The sequence below is a fragment of the Streptomyces sp. NPDC006012 genome (genome assembly GCF_042871185.1).
In the GTDB taxonomy this organism is placed as follows: domain Bacteria; phylum Actinomycetota; class Actinomycetes; order Streptomycetales; family Streptomycetaceae; genus Streptomyces.
On record NZ_JBIAIE010000017.1, the window covers coordinates 112,672 to 127,096 of the forward strand.

The following is a 14,425-nucleotide window of genomic DNA, read 5'->3' on the forward strand; positions in this document are numbered from 1 at the left end:
GTGGTCACAGGCTGCGCAGGACGCGGCGGCTTCCGCCGATCCGGCCGGGGCGGGTACGGCGGATGTCCCTGACCACGTTGACGCGCTTGAGCCACCGTTCGGTGGGCGAGTAGGTAGCCTGGAAGGAGCGCCTGCCGTGGACGAAGACGTTGTTGTCGATGAAGGCCATGTCTCCCGGCCCCAGGACGACGTCGGTCAGCCGGTCGTCGAGATGCTGGATCAGCTGCTTCAGCGCCTGGGCCGCTTCGTCGTCGTCGGGGACGGCCCGCATGTAGTCCCGGTCGGCACGCAGCGTCGGCGCGTCCGGCGGGCCCGTCAGGAGCGCGACGGGCAGGCTGTCCGGAGCGGGGCCGTCGTCGAGTTCGTGGGCCGGATCCGGGTCCAGTACGAACCGGGGTTCCCGCAGTACGCGTTCGGCGGGTTCGGGTAACTCCCCCACTGTCAGCCGGGACACGGTGGTGGCCACGGCGTGCGGATTGCGCAGGCACAGCAGGCCCACCCAGTCGGCACGGTAGGGGGAGAAGGCGTCCTCGGTGTGCCAGCTCAGCTCTCGTGCGCTGGACGCGCTGATGTCGCTCTGCTCCATGCCCGGTGAGGGCAGCACGTCGGTGACGACGCGGCCGCTCTGCTGGGCGGACCATCCGATGGGATCGCCGAGGAGCGATCCGAGCAGCAGTGCGGTGAAGGCGTCCAGACGGCTCTCCCGGATGTCGGCGTCCCGCCAGTTCCGCGGAGTGGGCCCGACGTTCTGGGCCACGGTGAGATTGCTGAGCACCGTGACACCGGTCGGTGATTCGGCCAGCCGCTCCCGGTGGAGGAAGGCGCGCAGGCTCAGCGGGAGATCGCCTGCGAGGGCGGCCAGCGCGCCGAGGGTGTCGTCGTCGTTCGGATCGGCGTGTTCCCGGCTTACCTGCTGGGACAAGTGTCGTACTTGCGCGGCCTCATCAGGTGTGAGGATGTGCTGTGAGGTCCCGGAGGGCCGGGAGAAGTCGTTCGAGGGCGCCGTTTCACTCATGTGTGGACTCCATACGTCGGTCGGACTCGCCGTGTGCGGGGTCGCGTACAGGGTTCAGTTGCTGGAGGGCTGCTGTCCTGGACGTGGGGGCGATCTCGGCCCCCCACCCCGCCGGCACGGCGATACTCATGGGCCACAGTGATCTCTCGCCGGTCCCGTTCACGAGGACGGTGAACATTTCCAGCTCGTCGTCGAACACATCCGGCCCGGCCGGAGACTGGTGCAGGGCCGGCTCCTCGGCGGGCTCGGCCTCGGCCGCCGCATCCGGAGCCAGGAGTTCCGCCCCGGCCGCCCGGTGCCACCGGGCCGTCGCGGCGGTACGTATCATGACGGCCCCCGCCCGCAGCGGGTCCGCGATCATCCGGTCCGCCGCCGGGTGGCCGTCGCGCGCGGCCGGCCCCGTGGTGTCGAGGGAGGCCATGGGCACGTGCAACCGCCCGGGCCGGCCCTCCGGGACCGGCTGGTTGGCCTGGTCCAGGACGTAGACGGGGACGGCGTCGCCCGCGGCCGGCCGCACTCCGCCGGGAAGCAGCGGGGCAAGAGTCCCGGTCCGCATGACGAGCCGTTGCCCCGCCATCACCTCCCGCACCTCCGGCAAGAACGATTCACTCGCGGCCGCAGGACACTCCGGGTCGTGCAGACCCGCGCGGATCCACGCGTTCCAGTCGGTGGCCAGACGCTCCGTGGTCAGTCCGGAGTAGGCGGGCCGCGCGTCGTGCCACAGACGCGCCGAGGTGCCGTGCCCGGTCTGGGATTCCATCACCAACAGGCCCGTTCCGGTCGGGAGTTCCCCGCCCGGCTCCGGCAGCAGGGCGGCCGGGCCGTACAGCAGGACCGGCAGGTCCGCCGGGATGTCCCGTTTGTGCTGCGGATCACTCAGCGCCGGTTCTTCGGTGAGGCTCCGGGCTTCGGCCCGGACCAGGGCGAAGGACAGGGGCCGCAGCCCGTGGCCGGGGTCGGGAGTCACCACCCACGCGGCGACGCCGCGGCTGGTCCGCCAGGACCGGACGTCCTGCGGGGCCAGTCGGTGGTTGGGCCGCAGCATGACGACGGCCCCGGCGCCGGTCAGCCGGGCGAGGGAGGCGACCAGGGCCGCCGTGGTGAGGTCGTGCCGTGTGACGTCGGCCGCGGCGGCGAGCCGTGACAGGGCGACATCCTCCGTGTCGGTCAGGGCCGCGTCCACGGCGGCGGGTACGTCATTCGCTTCTCCCGGTGCGGACGGCACCTCGGGTGCGGGCGTCCGCGGGCGGGGTTCGGCTGCGGACTCCCCCACCCCTTGCCGAGCCGCTCGCGCCTGCGGCGGGTCCTGCCGTTCGGGGAAGATGCGGGCGGCGATCTCACGGACGGTGCGCGCCTCATAGATGTCGCCCGTCGAGACGTCCACGCCCAGCCGGCCGCTGAGCCAGTGGGCCAGACGGACAGCCGCGATCGAATGGCCGCCCAGATCGAAGAAGTCGTCGCCCGGTGCGATCGTGTCCTTGTCCACGCCGAGCGCGGCGGCCACCGCGGACCGCACCGAGGCCTCGCGGAAGGTCGCGGGCGACTCGGCCGGTTTCTGCGCGGGCGTGTACCGCTCGGCCAGGTCTGCCGCCGCGCGCCGGTCGAGCTTGCCGTTGGCGTTGCGGGGCAACCGGTCCTCGACGATGACCCGGCTGGGAATCATGTAGGCGGGCAGCTCTGTCCTGAGCCGGCGGACCACGTCTTCGGCGAGGGAGTGCGGTGCGCGCTGCCCGGTCGGCGTGTTCGCGTAGGCCGTGGGCCAGGTCTCCGATCGAGCGGCGCGCGGCCTCGCAGTGCCGGAGACCGCGTCGTCCGCGTCCACCGGCAGGAACCAGGTGGTGAGTTCGTCCGGGGCGGCCGCCCAGCTCACCAGGGTCGGCCGGCCGGCGGCCGCGCCGATGTCGTACAGGTCTTCCGGTTCCACCGCGCCCGAGTGCGCCGGGCGGTGCCGGGCGTTGGGTACGCCTGTGACGACGACGGGCCGGGCGGCCACGTCCGCGAGCCGGCCCACGAGGGCCTCTCCGGCTGTGTCCGCGCCGTCCCAGGTCCATTCGAGGGCGGTATCGGAGCGCGCGGAACCGGTCTCACCGGTGCCGATCAGGACGTCGTAGCGGTAGTCGGTCAGCTCGTTGCGGTGGCGGCCTCGTTTGACGAGGAGATCGACCGCGTCGATACGGTCGAAGACCTGGGGCAGCAGGGCGAAGTAGTCGGGGTCGACGAGGAGTTCGGTCTCGGCCTCGGCCAGTTGTGCCGCGGTTCGCGCGTGCGCCCCCTCCACGGTGTGCTCGGCGAGTTCGGCGTAGAACCGGCCCGCCAGACGCTGGTTGCGCACGTCTCCCACGAAGAGGCACCCGCCCGGGGCGAGCAGGTCGAGCACGCCCTTCAGGACCTGGGAGAGGTAGTCGACCGACGGAAAGTACTGGATCACCGAGTTGAGGATGACCGTGTCGAACGTGTTCTCCGGCAGTCCCGACAGGTCGATCGCCTCGCGGTGGCGCAGTTGGACCCGGGCCAGCTCCGGGTGCGTGGCGCACTGTTCGGCCAGCTTGTCCAGGACCGAGTGGGAGAAGTCGGTCGCCCAGTAGGTGTCCGCGGAGGGCGCCAGGGCGTTGAGGAGGAGCCCTGATCCGACGCCGATCTCCAGAATGCGCCGGGGGCGCAGCCGGCGGATCCGGGCGAGGGTGGAGACCAGCCAGTGCCGCATCTCGTCGGCGGGGATCGGCTGGTGGGTCGCGGAGGCGTTCCAGCCGCGGTAGCGGTGGTCCTCACGTTGCAGATCGATCCCGCGGTACAGCTCGTCGTACAGGCCGTTCCACGTCGAGACGGCGCCGTGCCGCCGTGCGGCTTCGACCACGGCGACGAGGCTCACCGAATCGCGGTCCCGGACGGGGCAGACGACGGCTTCGCGCACCGTCGGAAGCGCCCTCAAGTGGGTTTCCACGTCCTCCAGTTCGACCCGCTGGCCGCGCACCTTCACCTGGTTGTCCCTGCGGCCGAGGAAGTGGATGAGGCCGGCCTCGTCGGTGGTGACGAGGTCGCCGGTGCGGTAGGTGACGGGCCCGGCCGGGTCGGCGGGCGAGGGGCCGAACCGCTCGGCGGTCAGCTCCGGCCGGTTGAGGTATCCGACGGCCACCCCCGCCCCGCCGATGTACAGCTCTCCCGGCTCTCCAGGGGCGGCCGGGCGCCCTTCGGCATGCCAGACCGTCGCCTCGTACCCGGGCAGCGGCGTTCCGATCGGCAACGATGTCGCATCGGCGGCGACCTCGTCCACCACCTGGCAGGTGGCGAACGTGGTGGTCTCGGTCGGCCCGTACGCGTGGACCAGTCGGCCCGGCATCGCGGACCGCACCAGACGTACCGCCGCGAGGTCGGCCTTCTCGCCGCCGAACACGAGCAGCCGCAGCGGTGCGAGGACCGTCGGTGACGTCGCCGCGTGCAGGTTGAACACGGCTGTGGTCATGAAGGCGACGGTGACGTGCCGGGCACGGACGAAGCTTCCGAAGCGCCCGGTGTCGGCGGCCAGCCGCCGGTCGGCCCCCACGAGTCGGCCGCCGCCGAGCAGGCACCCCCATACTTCCCAGGTGAACGCGTCGAAAGCGGGATTGGACAGTTGCCCCACCCGGTCGTCGGGACCGATGCTCAGTCTGGCCTCGGCGGTCACCAGGTTGAACACGGAGGACGTCTTGGCGACGATCCCCTTGGGCGTGCCCGAACTGCCCGAGGTGTAGCAGACGTACAGTTCGCCGGCGTCCGCGGCCTCGGGGACCGGATACCGCCGGTCGCCGTGGCCGGCGGAGATGTCACGTGCAGCCGGGAATCCGAGCTGCGTCGTGTCCGGGTCGAGGGTGACGTCGGGGGGCAGTTGGCCGAGCACCGCGGTCATCGGGCAGTCGGCGATGACCGCCCCCAGCCGCGGGGCGGGTAGATCCGCGTCGAGCATGAGGTAGCGGGCGCCCAGCTTGTGAGCCGCCAGCACCGAGAGGATCAGGGTCGGTTCGGGTGCGAAGAAGATGCCTACGGTGTCCCCCGCGCGGACTCCGGCACCGGCGAGGTGAGAGGCCAGGCGGTCCGAGCGGGCGTCCAGAGTCCGGTAGTCCATCACCTCCGGATCAGCGGATTCGGGATAGTGGAGGGCGACCGCGTCCGGCCGGCTCGACACCTGCGCGAGAAATGCCTGGAGCAGGGAGGAGATCACACGGCACCGCCTGTCTCAGTCGTCCTCCGTGAACACCCTGACGAGTTCCTGATCGTTGACCCAGACGGGCCGCTCCCGTGCGGCTATCAGATACCGCATCTCGTTCGTCTCGTCGTTCCACGCCATGGCCAGGACCTGGTAGGCGGCGCGTCCGCCCATGGAAGCGGTCAGCTTCTGGCTGACGGTGGCGAAGTGGAAGGGCATGTCGGGGTCCTCCTCACTTGATGAAGCACTGGATGTATGCGGTGCCGGAGGTGCCCTCGGTGTAACTCGTCGTCGGGTATGCGGTGAAGGGGTGCGGCTCGACGAGGACGGTCCGGAAGCGGGGGGCGAAGCGCGGCCACAGTTCGTTGGTCGTGGAGAAGAACGGCACGAATGCCGCGCCCGGCCGCATGACACGGATCATCTGTCCGATGACCTCCGTCCACCAGGATTCGTCGTCCCGGATCTCCTTGGGGAGCCAGGGATCGAACATGATGCCGTCGACCGATTCGTCCGGCAGCCGTTCTATGTAGTCGAAGAAATCGTCCTGGACGATATCCAGGGTGGCCGGAAGTGAGGGGTGCGTCTTCTGGAATTCGTCGATGACCGGCTGATAGCGCTCCACCACGGTATGCCGCGTCGTGTTCTGTGCGCCTGCGACGGCGAGGGCCGACAGGCCCAGGCCGAGGCCGCATTCAAGAAACTCGCTGCCCTGCCGGACCACCAGTTCTCCGCTCCGGATCATGAGCGGTTTCTCCCACTCCTGCATGGCCTGCGCGCCATCGATGTAGAGCGTCCGCTGTCCCATGGCCGTATTGGTGAAGAAGATGTCCGGGTCGTCCTGCTGCAGCGCGTGACGCATCTTTCCTGCCTTTCTGCCGAGAGGGAATTCGGAGGGAATCAGGAGGTACCTTTGGCGGCCGACCGTGCGGGTTCGGCACCGCTCCGGGCCGGTGCCGTGGGGGACGGCAGCAGACGGCTCGCGCCGATCGCCAGCACGGCTGTGCCGGCGACGGCCAGGAAAGCCGTGTGGGTGCCGGCGGAGCCGATCAGCAGTCCGCTTGCGGCGGCGCCGGCGGCCGTGCCGCCGTTGCAGGCGACACCGGCCAGGATGGCCGCGTGTGTCTTGCCCGCGTGCCCTTCGGCCACGCGGTCCGCCATCAGGTAACCCGTCATGACGGCGGGTCCGACCGCCAGTCCGGCGATCACGAGCAGGGGTACCAGGGTGAACAGGCCGACGGCGGCTGCCAGCAAGGCGGTGCCCAGTGCGGCACCCACCGACAGCCACACCAACCACCGCTCCAGCGGGGCGCGTTCCGCGATCCTGCCGTAGACGAAGGCGCCGCACGCGCTGGCGGCGGAGAGCACGGCCAGCAGCGGTCCGGCCAGGGCCACCCGGCCGAACTCCTCCGTCAGGGCCGGCACGCCCACTTCGATCATGCCCACGGTCAGGCCCACGGCGGCCAGGGCCACGAGGACCGGAGCGGCACCGCGCACCGCCGATCGCACCGACACGTGGGCCTGCGGCGTGCCGTCGTCGCCGTGCGCCGACGGGGCGCCGGCCGCCATGGTCACCGCACCCGCCAGACACAGCCCGCTGCTGATGAGCAGGGACGTCCGTGTTCCCGCCAGGGCCACCGCCGCGCCGACCAGCAGCGGCCCCACCATCAGCGTCACTTCCTCGCAGACGGCGTCGATGCCGAAGGCTTTCGGCAGGACCGGCTCGGGCAGGGCCCGTGACCAGCCGACGCGCATGAGTGCCCCGAAGGGCGGGCTGGCCGCGCCGACGAGCGCGGTCAGGGCCAGGATCTGCCAGGCCGGCCAGTGGCGGGTGGCGGCCGCGGTCAGCGCGATCAGGCCCAGCGCCTGGGCACCCGCCAGGATGAGCAGTGTCAGACGATGCCCGCAGCGCACGGTGAACCAGCTGCGGACCGGACCGACCACGACCGAAAAGAGGGCGAACGTTCCGGCGGCGCTTCCCGCGAACGCGAAGGAACCGGTGGTGTTCTGAATGAGCAGTACGGTCCCCACCGAAATCATCGCCGCGGAGGATCGCCCGATCACCGAACCGATGAGGAGTTCACGGACGGGTGACGCACCCATCGTGCCGCGTAGGCTGAGGTCGGCTTCTCCTGGATTTCTTTTCGTCTCGCCTGCGCTTCCCACCGTCAAGCATTCCCCGCTCTACCGGTTTTCCCGACCTCGGGTTATTTGACAGCCCACCTGAGGGGCGCTCACCGACACCGAGACTAGGCAGGGCATACCACAGGATGCAAGGCAACGTATGCGCCATAAATGAGCAGTATGAGACCTTGTCAGATCACTATATGCGTGATAAGTGAATGCATCGGCCGGGATGCCGAGGGAAGTTCACGCGGAATGGGTGCGACCGGCATCACCGAACTCAAGTTCGTCGAAATCTTTGACGAAGACATGGAGATGCGCTTTGCCTAAACCGCGTCCCCGTGAGGGCTACCTGAAGATTGCCAACGGGGTGACGTCGAGCGTGCCGGTGGTGGACCGCCAACTCCCCACCTTGGCCAGGCAGAGAGCGCCGGTCAGGTCCGGGACGGACGAAGTGGTGGGGACGGGGGCCGGTGCGGGTCGGGGTTCGGTGCCGAAGGCGGCGTCGGGTGCCCCGTCGGGGGTGCCCGGGAGGGCGGTTCCGGTGCTGCCGGCAGCACGGTAGCCGGTGGGGCGGCAGGCGAGGCGGACCCGGGCGGTGTCACCGTACGGCGCGGTGAAGACATCGGCGCCCGGGGTGGTGGCGGCCGCGTCCGGGGTGAAGTCGGCGGTCAGCAGAACGAACCACTTCCTGGTGGCGCTCAGCCGGGTGCCGCCCGACCCGCGGACCCTGCGCAGGGCCGGCCCGCTGCGGATCGTGGACTCGTACAGATCGGCGTGGACCACGGCGTTGCTGCGTTCCAGGGCGTCGAGAATGACGCCGATCACCGAGATCGGCTCGGCCACCTGGATGTACTTGACGGCGGACTCGCGGCTCGCCTCGAAGTTCGCCTCGGGGTTGATGAAGGGCAGCAGCCGCCACATCAGCTTCACGGCCCGGTTCGTGGTGGTGCGCAGTTCGACCTCCTTGCGCAGCGCCACCGCGTACTGGTTCATCTGGTACGTGTCCATGATCTGCCGGTCGTCGAGGTAGACGCACGTACGGCCGGACAGCAGACCGGCCGAAGGGCTGGAGCGGCGCCGTCGCCTGGCGCCGACCAGAAGTCCCACCGCGGCGAAGGCGCTCACCGCGGTCACCAGCCACACCACCATCCAGCGCCAGTTGATGTCCCACCACAGGCCGTCGCTGAATACGGGCACTGCGCACACCTTCGTTCACTCGTCGAGGTCGGTCGGGGCCGGTTCAGGCCGGTGGCCGTTCCTGGTCCCCCTCAGTCCGATACCGGTGGAGGGCAGGACTTGATACTGGTGATGAGCTGTTCCAGCAGGGGGTAGTCCGGCATCTGGGCCGCGGTGCGGTCGGTTTGCTCGGTGCTGGTGGTGTCGGGATCAGGTACGTGCAACTTCGCGATGTTCGTGCCCAGTTCGTCCGTGCCGAAGGTGTGGTAGCCGAGCCGGGCTTCCCGGCGTCGGAATTCCGGATCCCCTTTCAGCAGGTCGCCGAGCCGGTCGGCCCGGTGGTTCAGCGCGACGAAGTGCGGCTCGCTCACCATCTGCGTACCGGGGTAGAGCAGCACCCGGTGTTCGTCCAGCCGGCCGTGCTCGGCGCGGTACTTGGCCTGGTAGTCCAGGAACTGGTGCTCGTACATCACGACGACCGGGGCGGTACTGGGGCCGGCGGAGGACTCGTACTTCGTGCTCAGGTCGGTACCGGGGCTGCCCTGCCGGAGTATCAGCTCCTTGAGCCTGGCGGCCAGTCCGGGGATCTCGGAGGCATCCTTGATCGGCCGTTCTCCGTTGAGGGTGAAGGCGAGCAGACCGAGGTAGCTGTCCGCCGAATTGGACTGGCAGATGTCGGACGTCCGGGCGAGCACGAGATTGTGGTTGTCCACGCCGTGCTCGGTGATGCCGATGTCGTGCCAGGCGGTGTTCGCCAACTCGACGAACCTGGACATGCCGAGGGAGTAGTAGAGCGGCTTCTGCGTGCTGCCGCGGCGCACGGCCACGTCCTTGTCGACCAGCGTTTCCGCATACTCGCGATACGTGGCCAGCACCAGTGGGCTGTAGAAAGGTTCGGAGTCGTTGCTGTACTGCCCGGCCGCCTGTCGCTCGGCGTGGAGCTGGTCCGCCGCCGACTTGCCGGAAGGGAAGGCGAAGTCCAGGCCGTCCAGACTGCCGGTGGCCACTTCGCGTGAACCCGCACTGATGGTGTGCACGCGCAGCCCGTGCTTGCGCAGCAGCCGGATCATCTCCGGGTCCTCGAAGAGGTCACCGACCGACGCCAGCCGCCCGGTGAGAGTGGTGACCTGCTGGAAGGGCAGCCCCAGATGCCCGCTCGCGGCCAGTCCGACGGTCCCGCCGACCAGCACGGCCATGACGACGGACAGCCGGAGCACCCGTAACACACGCCGGAGCAGTACGCCCGGAACACGCACCGCCTTCAGCGACGGCTCTCTCGCACTCGACGGAGCCGAATCGGCCACGCTGCCCCCCGAATCGTCCTGCCCTACGGTGGCATGGTGTCAAGAGCAGGTGATATATGGGCGACTTGAGGGACACGAAAGGATTACGGGAGACCGCGACGGGCCCTGGGCGACCGGACATCGGCGGGCCCGGCTGCCCAGGCCGCCCGGCCGGCCACGCCGAGTGAGTGAACCGGTGGCCCGCCCGCCGCGCTCCCCGGCCGCCACCGACCAGGCCGGCCGTACCCGTCAACCCGCCGACGGCGACACGCCACCCCCGTCTGTTTCCTGTCGCCCGCAGGTGTGATCCGCATGCGCGCCGCCCGCTCCCGCCCACCCCGCCCCGAAAAGCTGGCGCCATGTCTCTGTCTGCCTTCACCGTCCGGCTGCTGCGCCGTGCCGCACTGGTCGCGGCCATGGTCCTGACGGCCGCCCTGCCCACGACACTCGCCGCCGCCACCGCCGCGTACTGCGCGGATTCCTGCGGCGGCTCCGTCGTCGTCGCCCCGCTGTCCCAGGAGCCGCCCAGCACCGGTCCGTGCACGAGTCCGGAACCGGTGGTGTGCGAGATCCGCCGGTCCACGCCGCAGGAGCGGGAGGACCAGCGGGATATCCGTATGCGGTACCACGCGCTCATCGGCGACATGGACCGTGTGCGGTGTGCGATGCGGGCCGAGGGCCGCAGCCCGGAGGAGATCGCCCGGCACCTGGTCGACATGCGCAACGACGCCAAGGAGATCACCCGGGCCGGAATGTCACCGGAGGAGGTCCGGCTCCTCGAAGCGCGCAACGTGGCGAAGTACGGCAACCCGCTCGGCCCGACAGCGGATCAGCTCTACGCCAAATACGGATCCTGGGAGTCGGTCGCCGACGCCGCCACCCGCACCAGCCGTGCCGTCGACGGCGAACTCGGCCTGGAATACCGTCCCTGTCCCTGTGAACTGACCCTCGCGGCCTGACCAATCCCGCCTCAGCCCGTGTGTCGTCCTCGACCAGTCCCGGGTGGCGGCACACGTCGCCGCCGGGACCGGGTGCATCGGCGGCGGGCCGGTCTTCGTACGGCGGGAGGCCGTCCGCGGGCCGACCACGGCCGCCACGATCTGGCTGACCGCGGCGGTCGGAACGGCCTGCGGCGGCGGGCTGCCGGCCCTCGCCCGACGCGCAGTCGTCCGTCGGGGGAACCGGCACTGTGCACCGCCTGCCCGCCGATAATTCGCCGAACGGGACGGGGTCCTCGGTCCGTGCGGATCAGGCAGCGACGGCCCGTACCGACACCGTTGCCCTGGCCGCAGCGCCCGGGCGCAGCCGCGAGCGCGGGCCACGACGGCACGGGCTGGTCCCGCCGCACGAAGGGTGCGGACCGGGCGTGGATGTCGCGGGCAGGATCAGGGTTCGTCGACTCCGATCCAGTTGATGTACCAGCCCTTGTCCGCCGCGTGTGCGGGCGAGAGGGCAGTGCCGTCCGACCACCGCAGGTAGACGCGGAAGCCGGTCCTGGTGGGCTCGTAGATGGCCGCGGATCCTGTCGTGGCCCACTGGGTGCCGCCGGCGCCGCCCACCGAGCTGACGTAGGTCGGAGTACCGGTGAAGCGTGCGGACGACGTATCGACGTCGATGTAGATGCCGTTGGGTCCGTAAGCCTGCCAGCCCTGTCCTGCTGTGGTCTTTCCGGAGCCGATCCGTTGAGTGGACATGGAAACTCCTTTATCCGTGTGCCCGTTGCGGCATTCTTGAAGAAGACGCGACAACAGCGCAGTGAATTCCGGGAATTGAAAGGCCGCGAAAGGCGCTTTGCGACTCACCTTTCCGGCTGAAAAAATTCCCCACCGTCAGCCAGGGAAACCGCACGGTTGCCGAGTGCCGGGGCACATGAGCACAGGGGGGATTTGTCGGATGTGCCTATCTACGCCCGGTGATGCTTCCGGTTCACCGGACGCCGCTGCCCAGGTGGTCCGCGGTCGGGGCGTGCGTGCCGGTCACCCGAGCGCGGACAGGAGCCTGAGGTTGGTGTCGCTCTCGGTGCCCGGTACCGCGGTGTAGACCAGGAGCCGCTGGCAAGCGTCAGGATCGACGAGCGTCTGGCAGTGCAGTTCCAGCAGCCCCGCCTTCGGGTGCTGGAAGCGTTTGGCCGCACAGGAGGGACCCAGCACCGGGCGTTGGTGCCAGAGCTCGGCGAACTCGGGGCTCTCGCCGCGCAGTGTGTCGACGAGTTCGCCCACGTACGAGTCGACGCCGTCGCGACTGTGGGCGCCGTTGAGGTCCGCCACCATCAGGCGGCTCTGCACGTCATGATCGCTCTCGGGGTGGAGGAGCCGGGAGGCCGGATCCGTGAACCAGCGGTAGTGGGCGCTCCGGGACAGTCCGGTGTACGCGGTCTCGTCGCCCAGCAGGGCCACCGCCGGCCGCGTCTGTTTCAGTGTCACGCCCAGTTGGTTCATCACTTGTGCGGGGGTGTCCTCCAGTTGGTCCAGGATGCGGGTCATCCCCGGATCGACCTGGTCACCGCGTCGTTCTCTGGGGGGCAGAGCATGACCGGCGAGCTGGAACAGATGGTCCCGCTCCTGCGGTGACAGGTGCAGGCCGCGGGCGATCGCGGCGAGCATCTGCCCCGAAGGATGGGGCCCGCGCGGCTGTTCGAGGCGGGTGTAGTAGTCCGCCGACATGTCGCACAGAGCCGCCACTTCCTCGCGCCGCAACCCTCCGGTTCGCCTGCGCCGCCCGCGGGGCAGTCCGACGTCCTCCGGTTGCAGGGACACCCGACGTGTCCGCAGAAAGCCCGCCAGTCCCGCTCTGTCCGCCATCGCAGTCCTCCCGGTCTGTGGTGTTCACCGACGATGTTCCGGTCCGCCGCCGTCTCCCGCCCGGGCTCGTCCCCTGGAATGCGCCGCTCGGCCCGCAAGGGCTTGAGCCATCCGGCCCGGCTGTCGATTCCCGGCGGGCCGTGGTGTTCGTCACGGAGCCCGCGCATGCGCCGGAGTGTACGAGAGCATGACTGCGAAAGGCGCCGGTCGCGGCGATCCCGGCCCGGCGGGCTCCCGGGTTCGGACCGCAGGCCCTCAGCGTGGTGTCGGTGCCTGAGCGGAGCGGCGGAGTGACCCGGATCATGGGCACGAACGAACATGGATGCCGCCGGACGACCGGTGTTGCCTTGCGGGCATGAACGAACTCCGTGAGGTCCCCTTCCCCGCTGCGTCCCACTGGATCAACGGCCGTGCCGTGCCCGGCTCCGGGCCGCTGATCGACGTCCTGAATCCGGCCGACGACTCCGTGATCGCCTCCGTGCACGAAGGCACGGCCGAGGACGTCGACCGCGCGGTGGAGGCGGCACTCGCCGCCTTCCCCGGCTGGTCGGCGACGTCGCCCGGGGACCGCGTCACCGTGATCCGGCGTCTGGCCGAGGGAATACAGCAGCGCTCCGAGGCGCTCGCGGCCACGATCACGCTGGAGATGGGCGCCCCGATCGCCTTCTCCCGCCAGGCCCAGGCCGCCTTCCCCGTGGCGTCGACCCTCGCCGCGATCACCGCGGTGGAACGGTTCGAGTGGACGGAGGAGATCGAGAACTCGCTCATCATCCACGAGCCGATCGGCGTGGTCGGTGCCATCACCCCGTGGAACTTTCCCCTCCAGCAGGTGGTGACGAAGGTCGTACCGGCGCTCCTGGCCGGTTGCACCGTGGTCCTCAAACCGTCGGAGATCTCGCCCCTGAGCGCCCGGATGTTCGCGGAGATCGCCACCGGCGCAGGTCTCCCGGACGGGGTGCTCAACGTCGTGCAGGGCACGGGCGCGGTCGTCGGTGAGGCCATCGCCCGGCACCCGAAGATCGACATGGTCTCCTTCACCGGGTCCACCACCGCCGGCAAGCGCGTGTCCGCGGCCGCTTCGGACACCGTCAAGCGCGTCGCGCTCGAACTGGGCGGCAAGGCGGCCCACATCGTCCTGCCCGATGCCGACCTCGACTTCGCCGTCGAGCGCGGGCTGGCCTACGCCTGGGCCAACGGCGGGCAGGCGTGCGGTGCCTACACCCGCATGCTCGTCCCCCAGGACCTCCAGGACCGAGTCGTCGAGAAGCTGCGGGCCGCCGCCCAGCAGTACACGGTCGGTGACCCGGCCGACGAGTCCACGCGGATCGGTCCCGTCGCCTCGGAGACCCAGCGCCGCCGCGTGGACGGCTACGTCCGCCACGGCATCGCCGACGGCGCGACGCTGGTGGTCGGGGGCCCCGGCCGGCCCGCAGGTCTGGAGACGGGTGCCTACGTCAGGCCCACGATCTTCTCCGACGTCGACCCGGACTCCGTCATCGCTCAGGAGGAGATCTTCGGGCCCGTCCTCGTCGTGATCCCCTACACCGACGACGACCACGCCGTCGAAATCGCCAACGGCACCGTCTACGGCCTCAGCGGTGCCGTCACCGGTGACGAGGAGCACGCCATGGCAATCGCCCGGCGGCTGCGCGTCGGACAGGTCGACGTCAATGGCGGAAAGCACAACTTCCAGGCGCCGTTCGGCGGTTACAAGCAGTCCGGCAACGGCCGGGAGATGGGTCGGGCCGGCATCGCGGAGTTCCTTGAGACCAAGGCGATCACCCGCTGAGTCGCCGCATCGCCGTGGCCTTCCGTACGGAGGCGGAAACCCCCGTCCGGCGGCTCC

General features: G+C 70.0%; 11 protein-coding genes and 1 pseudogene. 3 read left to right on the forward strand and 9 right to left on the reverse strand.

Translation table 11 applies throughout. From position 1 onward, the window contains the following. Positions 1-4: 4 nt before the first annotated feature. The 7 genes from ACFYPJ_RS26090 to ACFYPJ_RS26120 form a co-directional block, all read right to left on the reverse strand. Entirely contained in the window at positions 5-1,015 is a 1,011-nt protein-coding gene (locus tag ACFYPJ_RS26090; protein WP_389021772.1) for a TauD/TfdA family dioxygenase, read from the reverse strand. Then, positions 1,008-5,210: an amino acid adenylation domain-containing protein gene (locus tag ACFYPJ_RS26095; RefSeq protein WP_389021775.1), complete on the reverse strand. Its 4,203-nt coding sequence runs from the start codon at positions 5,208-5,210 to the stop codon at positions 1,008-1,010. The genes ACFYPJ_RS26090 and ACFYPJ_RS26095 overlap by 8 nt, the downstream gene beginning before the upstream one ends. Before the next feature lie 15 nt (positions 5,211-5,225). After that, positions 5,226-5,414, reverse strand: a complete 189-nt coding sequence (locus ACFYPJ_RS26100; protein ID WP_389021778.1) for a hypothetical protein — start codon at positions 5,412-5,414, stop codon at positions 5,226-5,228. 13 nt (positions 5,415-5,427) lie between these two features. Next, entirely contained in the window at positions 5,428-6,054 is a 627-nt protein-coding gene (locus ACFYPJ_RS26105) for a class I SAM-dependent methyltransferase (protein WP_389021780.1), read from the reverse strand. A gap of 38 nt (positions 6,055-6,092) precedes the next feature. Further along, positions 6,093-7,295 (reverse strand): MFS transporter, encoded by a 1,203-nt coding sequence (locus tag ACFYPJ_RS26110; RefSeq protein WP_389021783.1) that lies wholly within the window; start codon positions 7,293-7,295, stop codon positions 6,093-6,095. Between the two features lie 369 nt (positions 7,296-7,664). Beyond that, a complete protein-coding gene (locus tag ACFYPJ_RS26115; protein WP_389021786.1) occupies positions 7,665-8,516 on the reverse strand; it encodes a hypothetical protein in 852 nt (283 codons plus the stop codon). Between the two features lie 71 nt (positions 8,517-8,587). Beyond that, positions 8,588-9,721, reverse strand: a complete 1,134-nt coding sequence (locus tag ACFYPJ_RS26120; protein ID WP_389021789.1) for a hypothetical protein — start codon at positions 9,719-9,721, stop codon at positions 8,588-8,590. 416 nt (positions 9,722-10,137) lie between these two features. Between ACFYPJ_RS26120 and ACFYPJ_RS26125 the strand changes: the two genes are divergently transcribed. Both ACFYPJ_RS26125 and ACFYPJ_RS26130 read left to right on the forward strand, forming a co-directional pair. Further along, positions 10,138-10,737 carry a hypothetical protein gene (locus ACFYPJ_RS26125; RefSeq protein ID WP_389021791.1) on the forward strand — a complete coding sequence of 200 codons (600 nt, stop codon included), beginning with the start codon at positions 10,138-10,140 and terminating at the stop codon, positions 10,735-10,737. Between the two features lie 22 nt (positions 10,738-10,759). Beyond that, positions 10,760-10,933, forward strand: a pseudogene (locus ACFYPJ_RS26130) (MgtC/SapB family protein); the annotation flags it as partial. A 230-nt stretch (positions 10,934-11,163) separates the two neighbouring features. On the opposite strand, the gene ACFYPJ_RS26135 reads toward ACFYPJ_RS26130, so the two are convergent. After that, positions 11,164-11,472, reverse strand: a complete 309-nt coding sequence (locus ACFYPJ_RS26135) for a hypothetical protein (RefSeq protein WP_389021794.1) — start codon at positions 11,470-11,472, stop codon at positions 11,164-11,166. Between the two features lie 282 nt (positions 11,473-11,754). Then, the gene (locus ACFYPJ_RS26140; RefSeq protein WP_389021797.1) at positions 11,755-12,579 is read right to left on the reverse strand and encodes a helix-turn-helix transcriptional regulator; all 825 of its coding nucleotides are present in this window, start codon (positions 12,577-12,579) and stop codon (positions 11,755-11,757) included. 355 nt (positions 12,580-12,934) lie between these two features. Between ACFYPJ_RS26140 and ACFYPJ_RS26145 the strand changes: the two genes are divergently transcribed. Then, a complete protein-coding gene (locus ACFYPJ_RS26145; RefSeq protein WP_389021800.1) occupies positions 12,935-14,368 on the forward strand; it encodes an aldehyde dehydrogenase family protein in 1,434 nt (477 codons plus the stop codon). The last annotated feature ends 57 nt before the right edge of the window (positions 14,369-14,425 follow it).

Coding starts and splice junctions, on each gene's coding strand:
- ACFYPJ_RS26090 (WP_389021772.1), bottom strand. CDS start 1,015: ATGAGTGAAACGGCGCCCTCGAACGACTTCTCCCGGCCCTCCGGGACC.
- ACFYPJ_RS26100 (WP_389021778.1), bottom strand. CDS start 5,414: ATGCCCTTCCACTTCGCCACCGTCAGCCAGAAGCTGACCGCTTCCATG.
- ACFYPJ_RS26105 (WP_389021780.1), bottom strand. CDS start 6,054: ATGCGTCACGCGCTGCAGCAGGACGACCCGGACATCTTCTTCACCAAT.
- ACFYPJ_RS26110 (WP_389021783.1), bottom strand. CDS start 7,295: ATGGGTGCGTCACCCGTCCGTGAACTCCTCATCGGTTCGGTGATCGGG.
- ACFYPJ_RS26125 (WP_389021791.1), top strand. CDS start 10,138: ATGTCTCTGTCTGCCTTCACCGTCCGGCTGCTGCGCCGTGCCGCACTG.
- ACFYPJ_RS26135 (WP_389021794.1), bottom strand. CDS start 11,472: ATGTCCACTCAACGGATCGGCTCCGGAAAGACCACAGCAGGACAGGGC.
- ACFYPJ_RS26140 (WP_389021797.1), bottom strand. CDS start 12,579: ATGGCGGACAGAGCGGGACTGGCGGGCTTTCTGCGGACACGTCGGGTG.
- ACFYPJ_RS26145 (WP_389021800.1), top strand. CDS start 12,935: ATGAACGAACTCCGTGAGGTCCCCTTCCCCGCTGCGTCCCACTGGATC.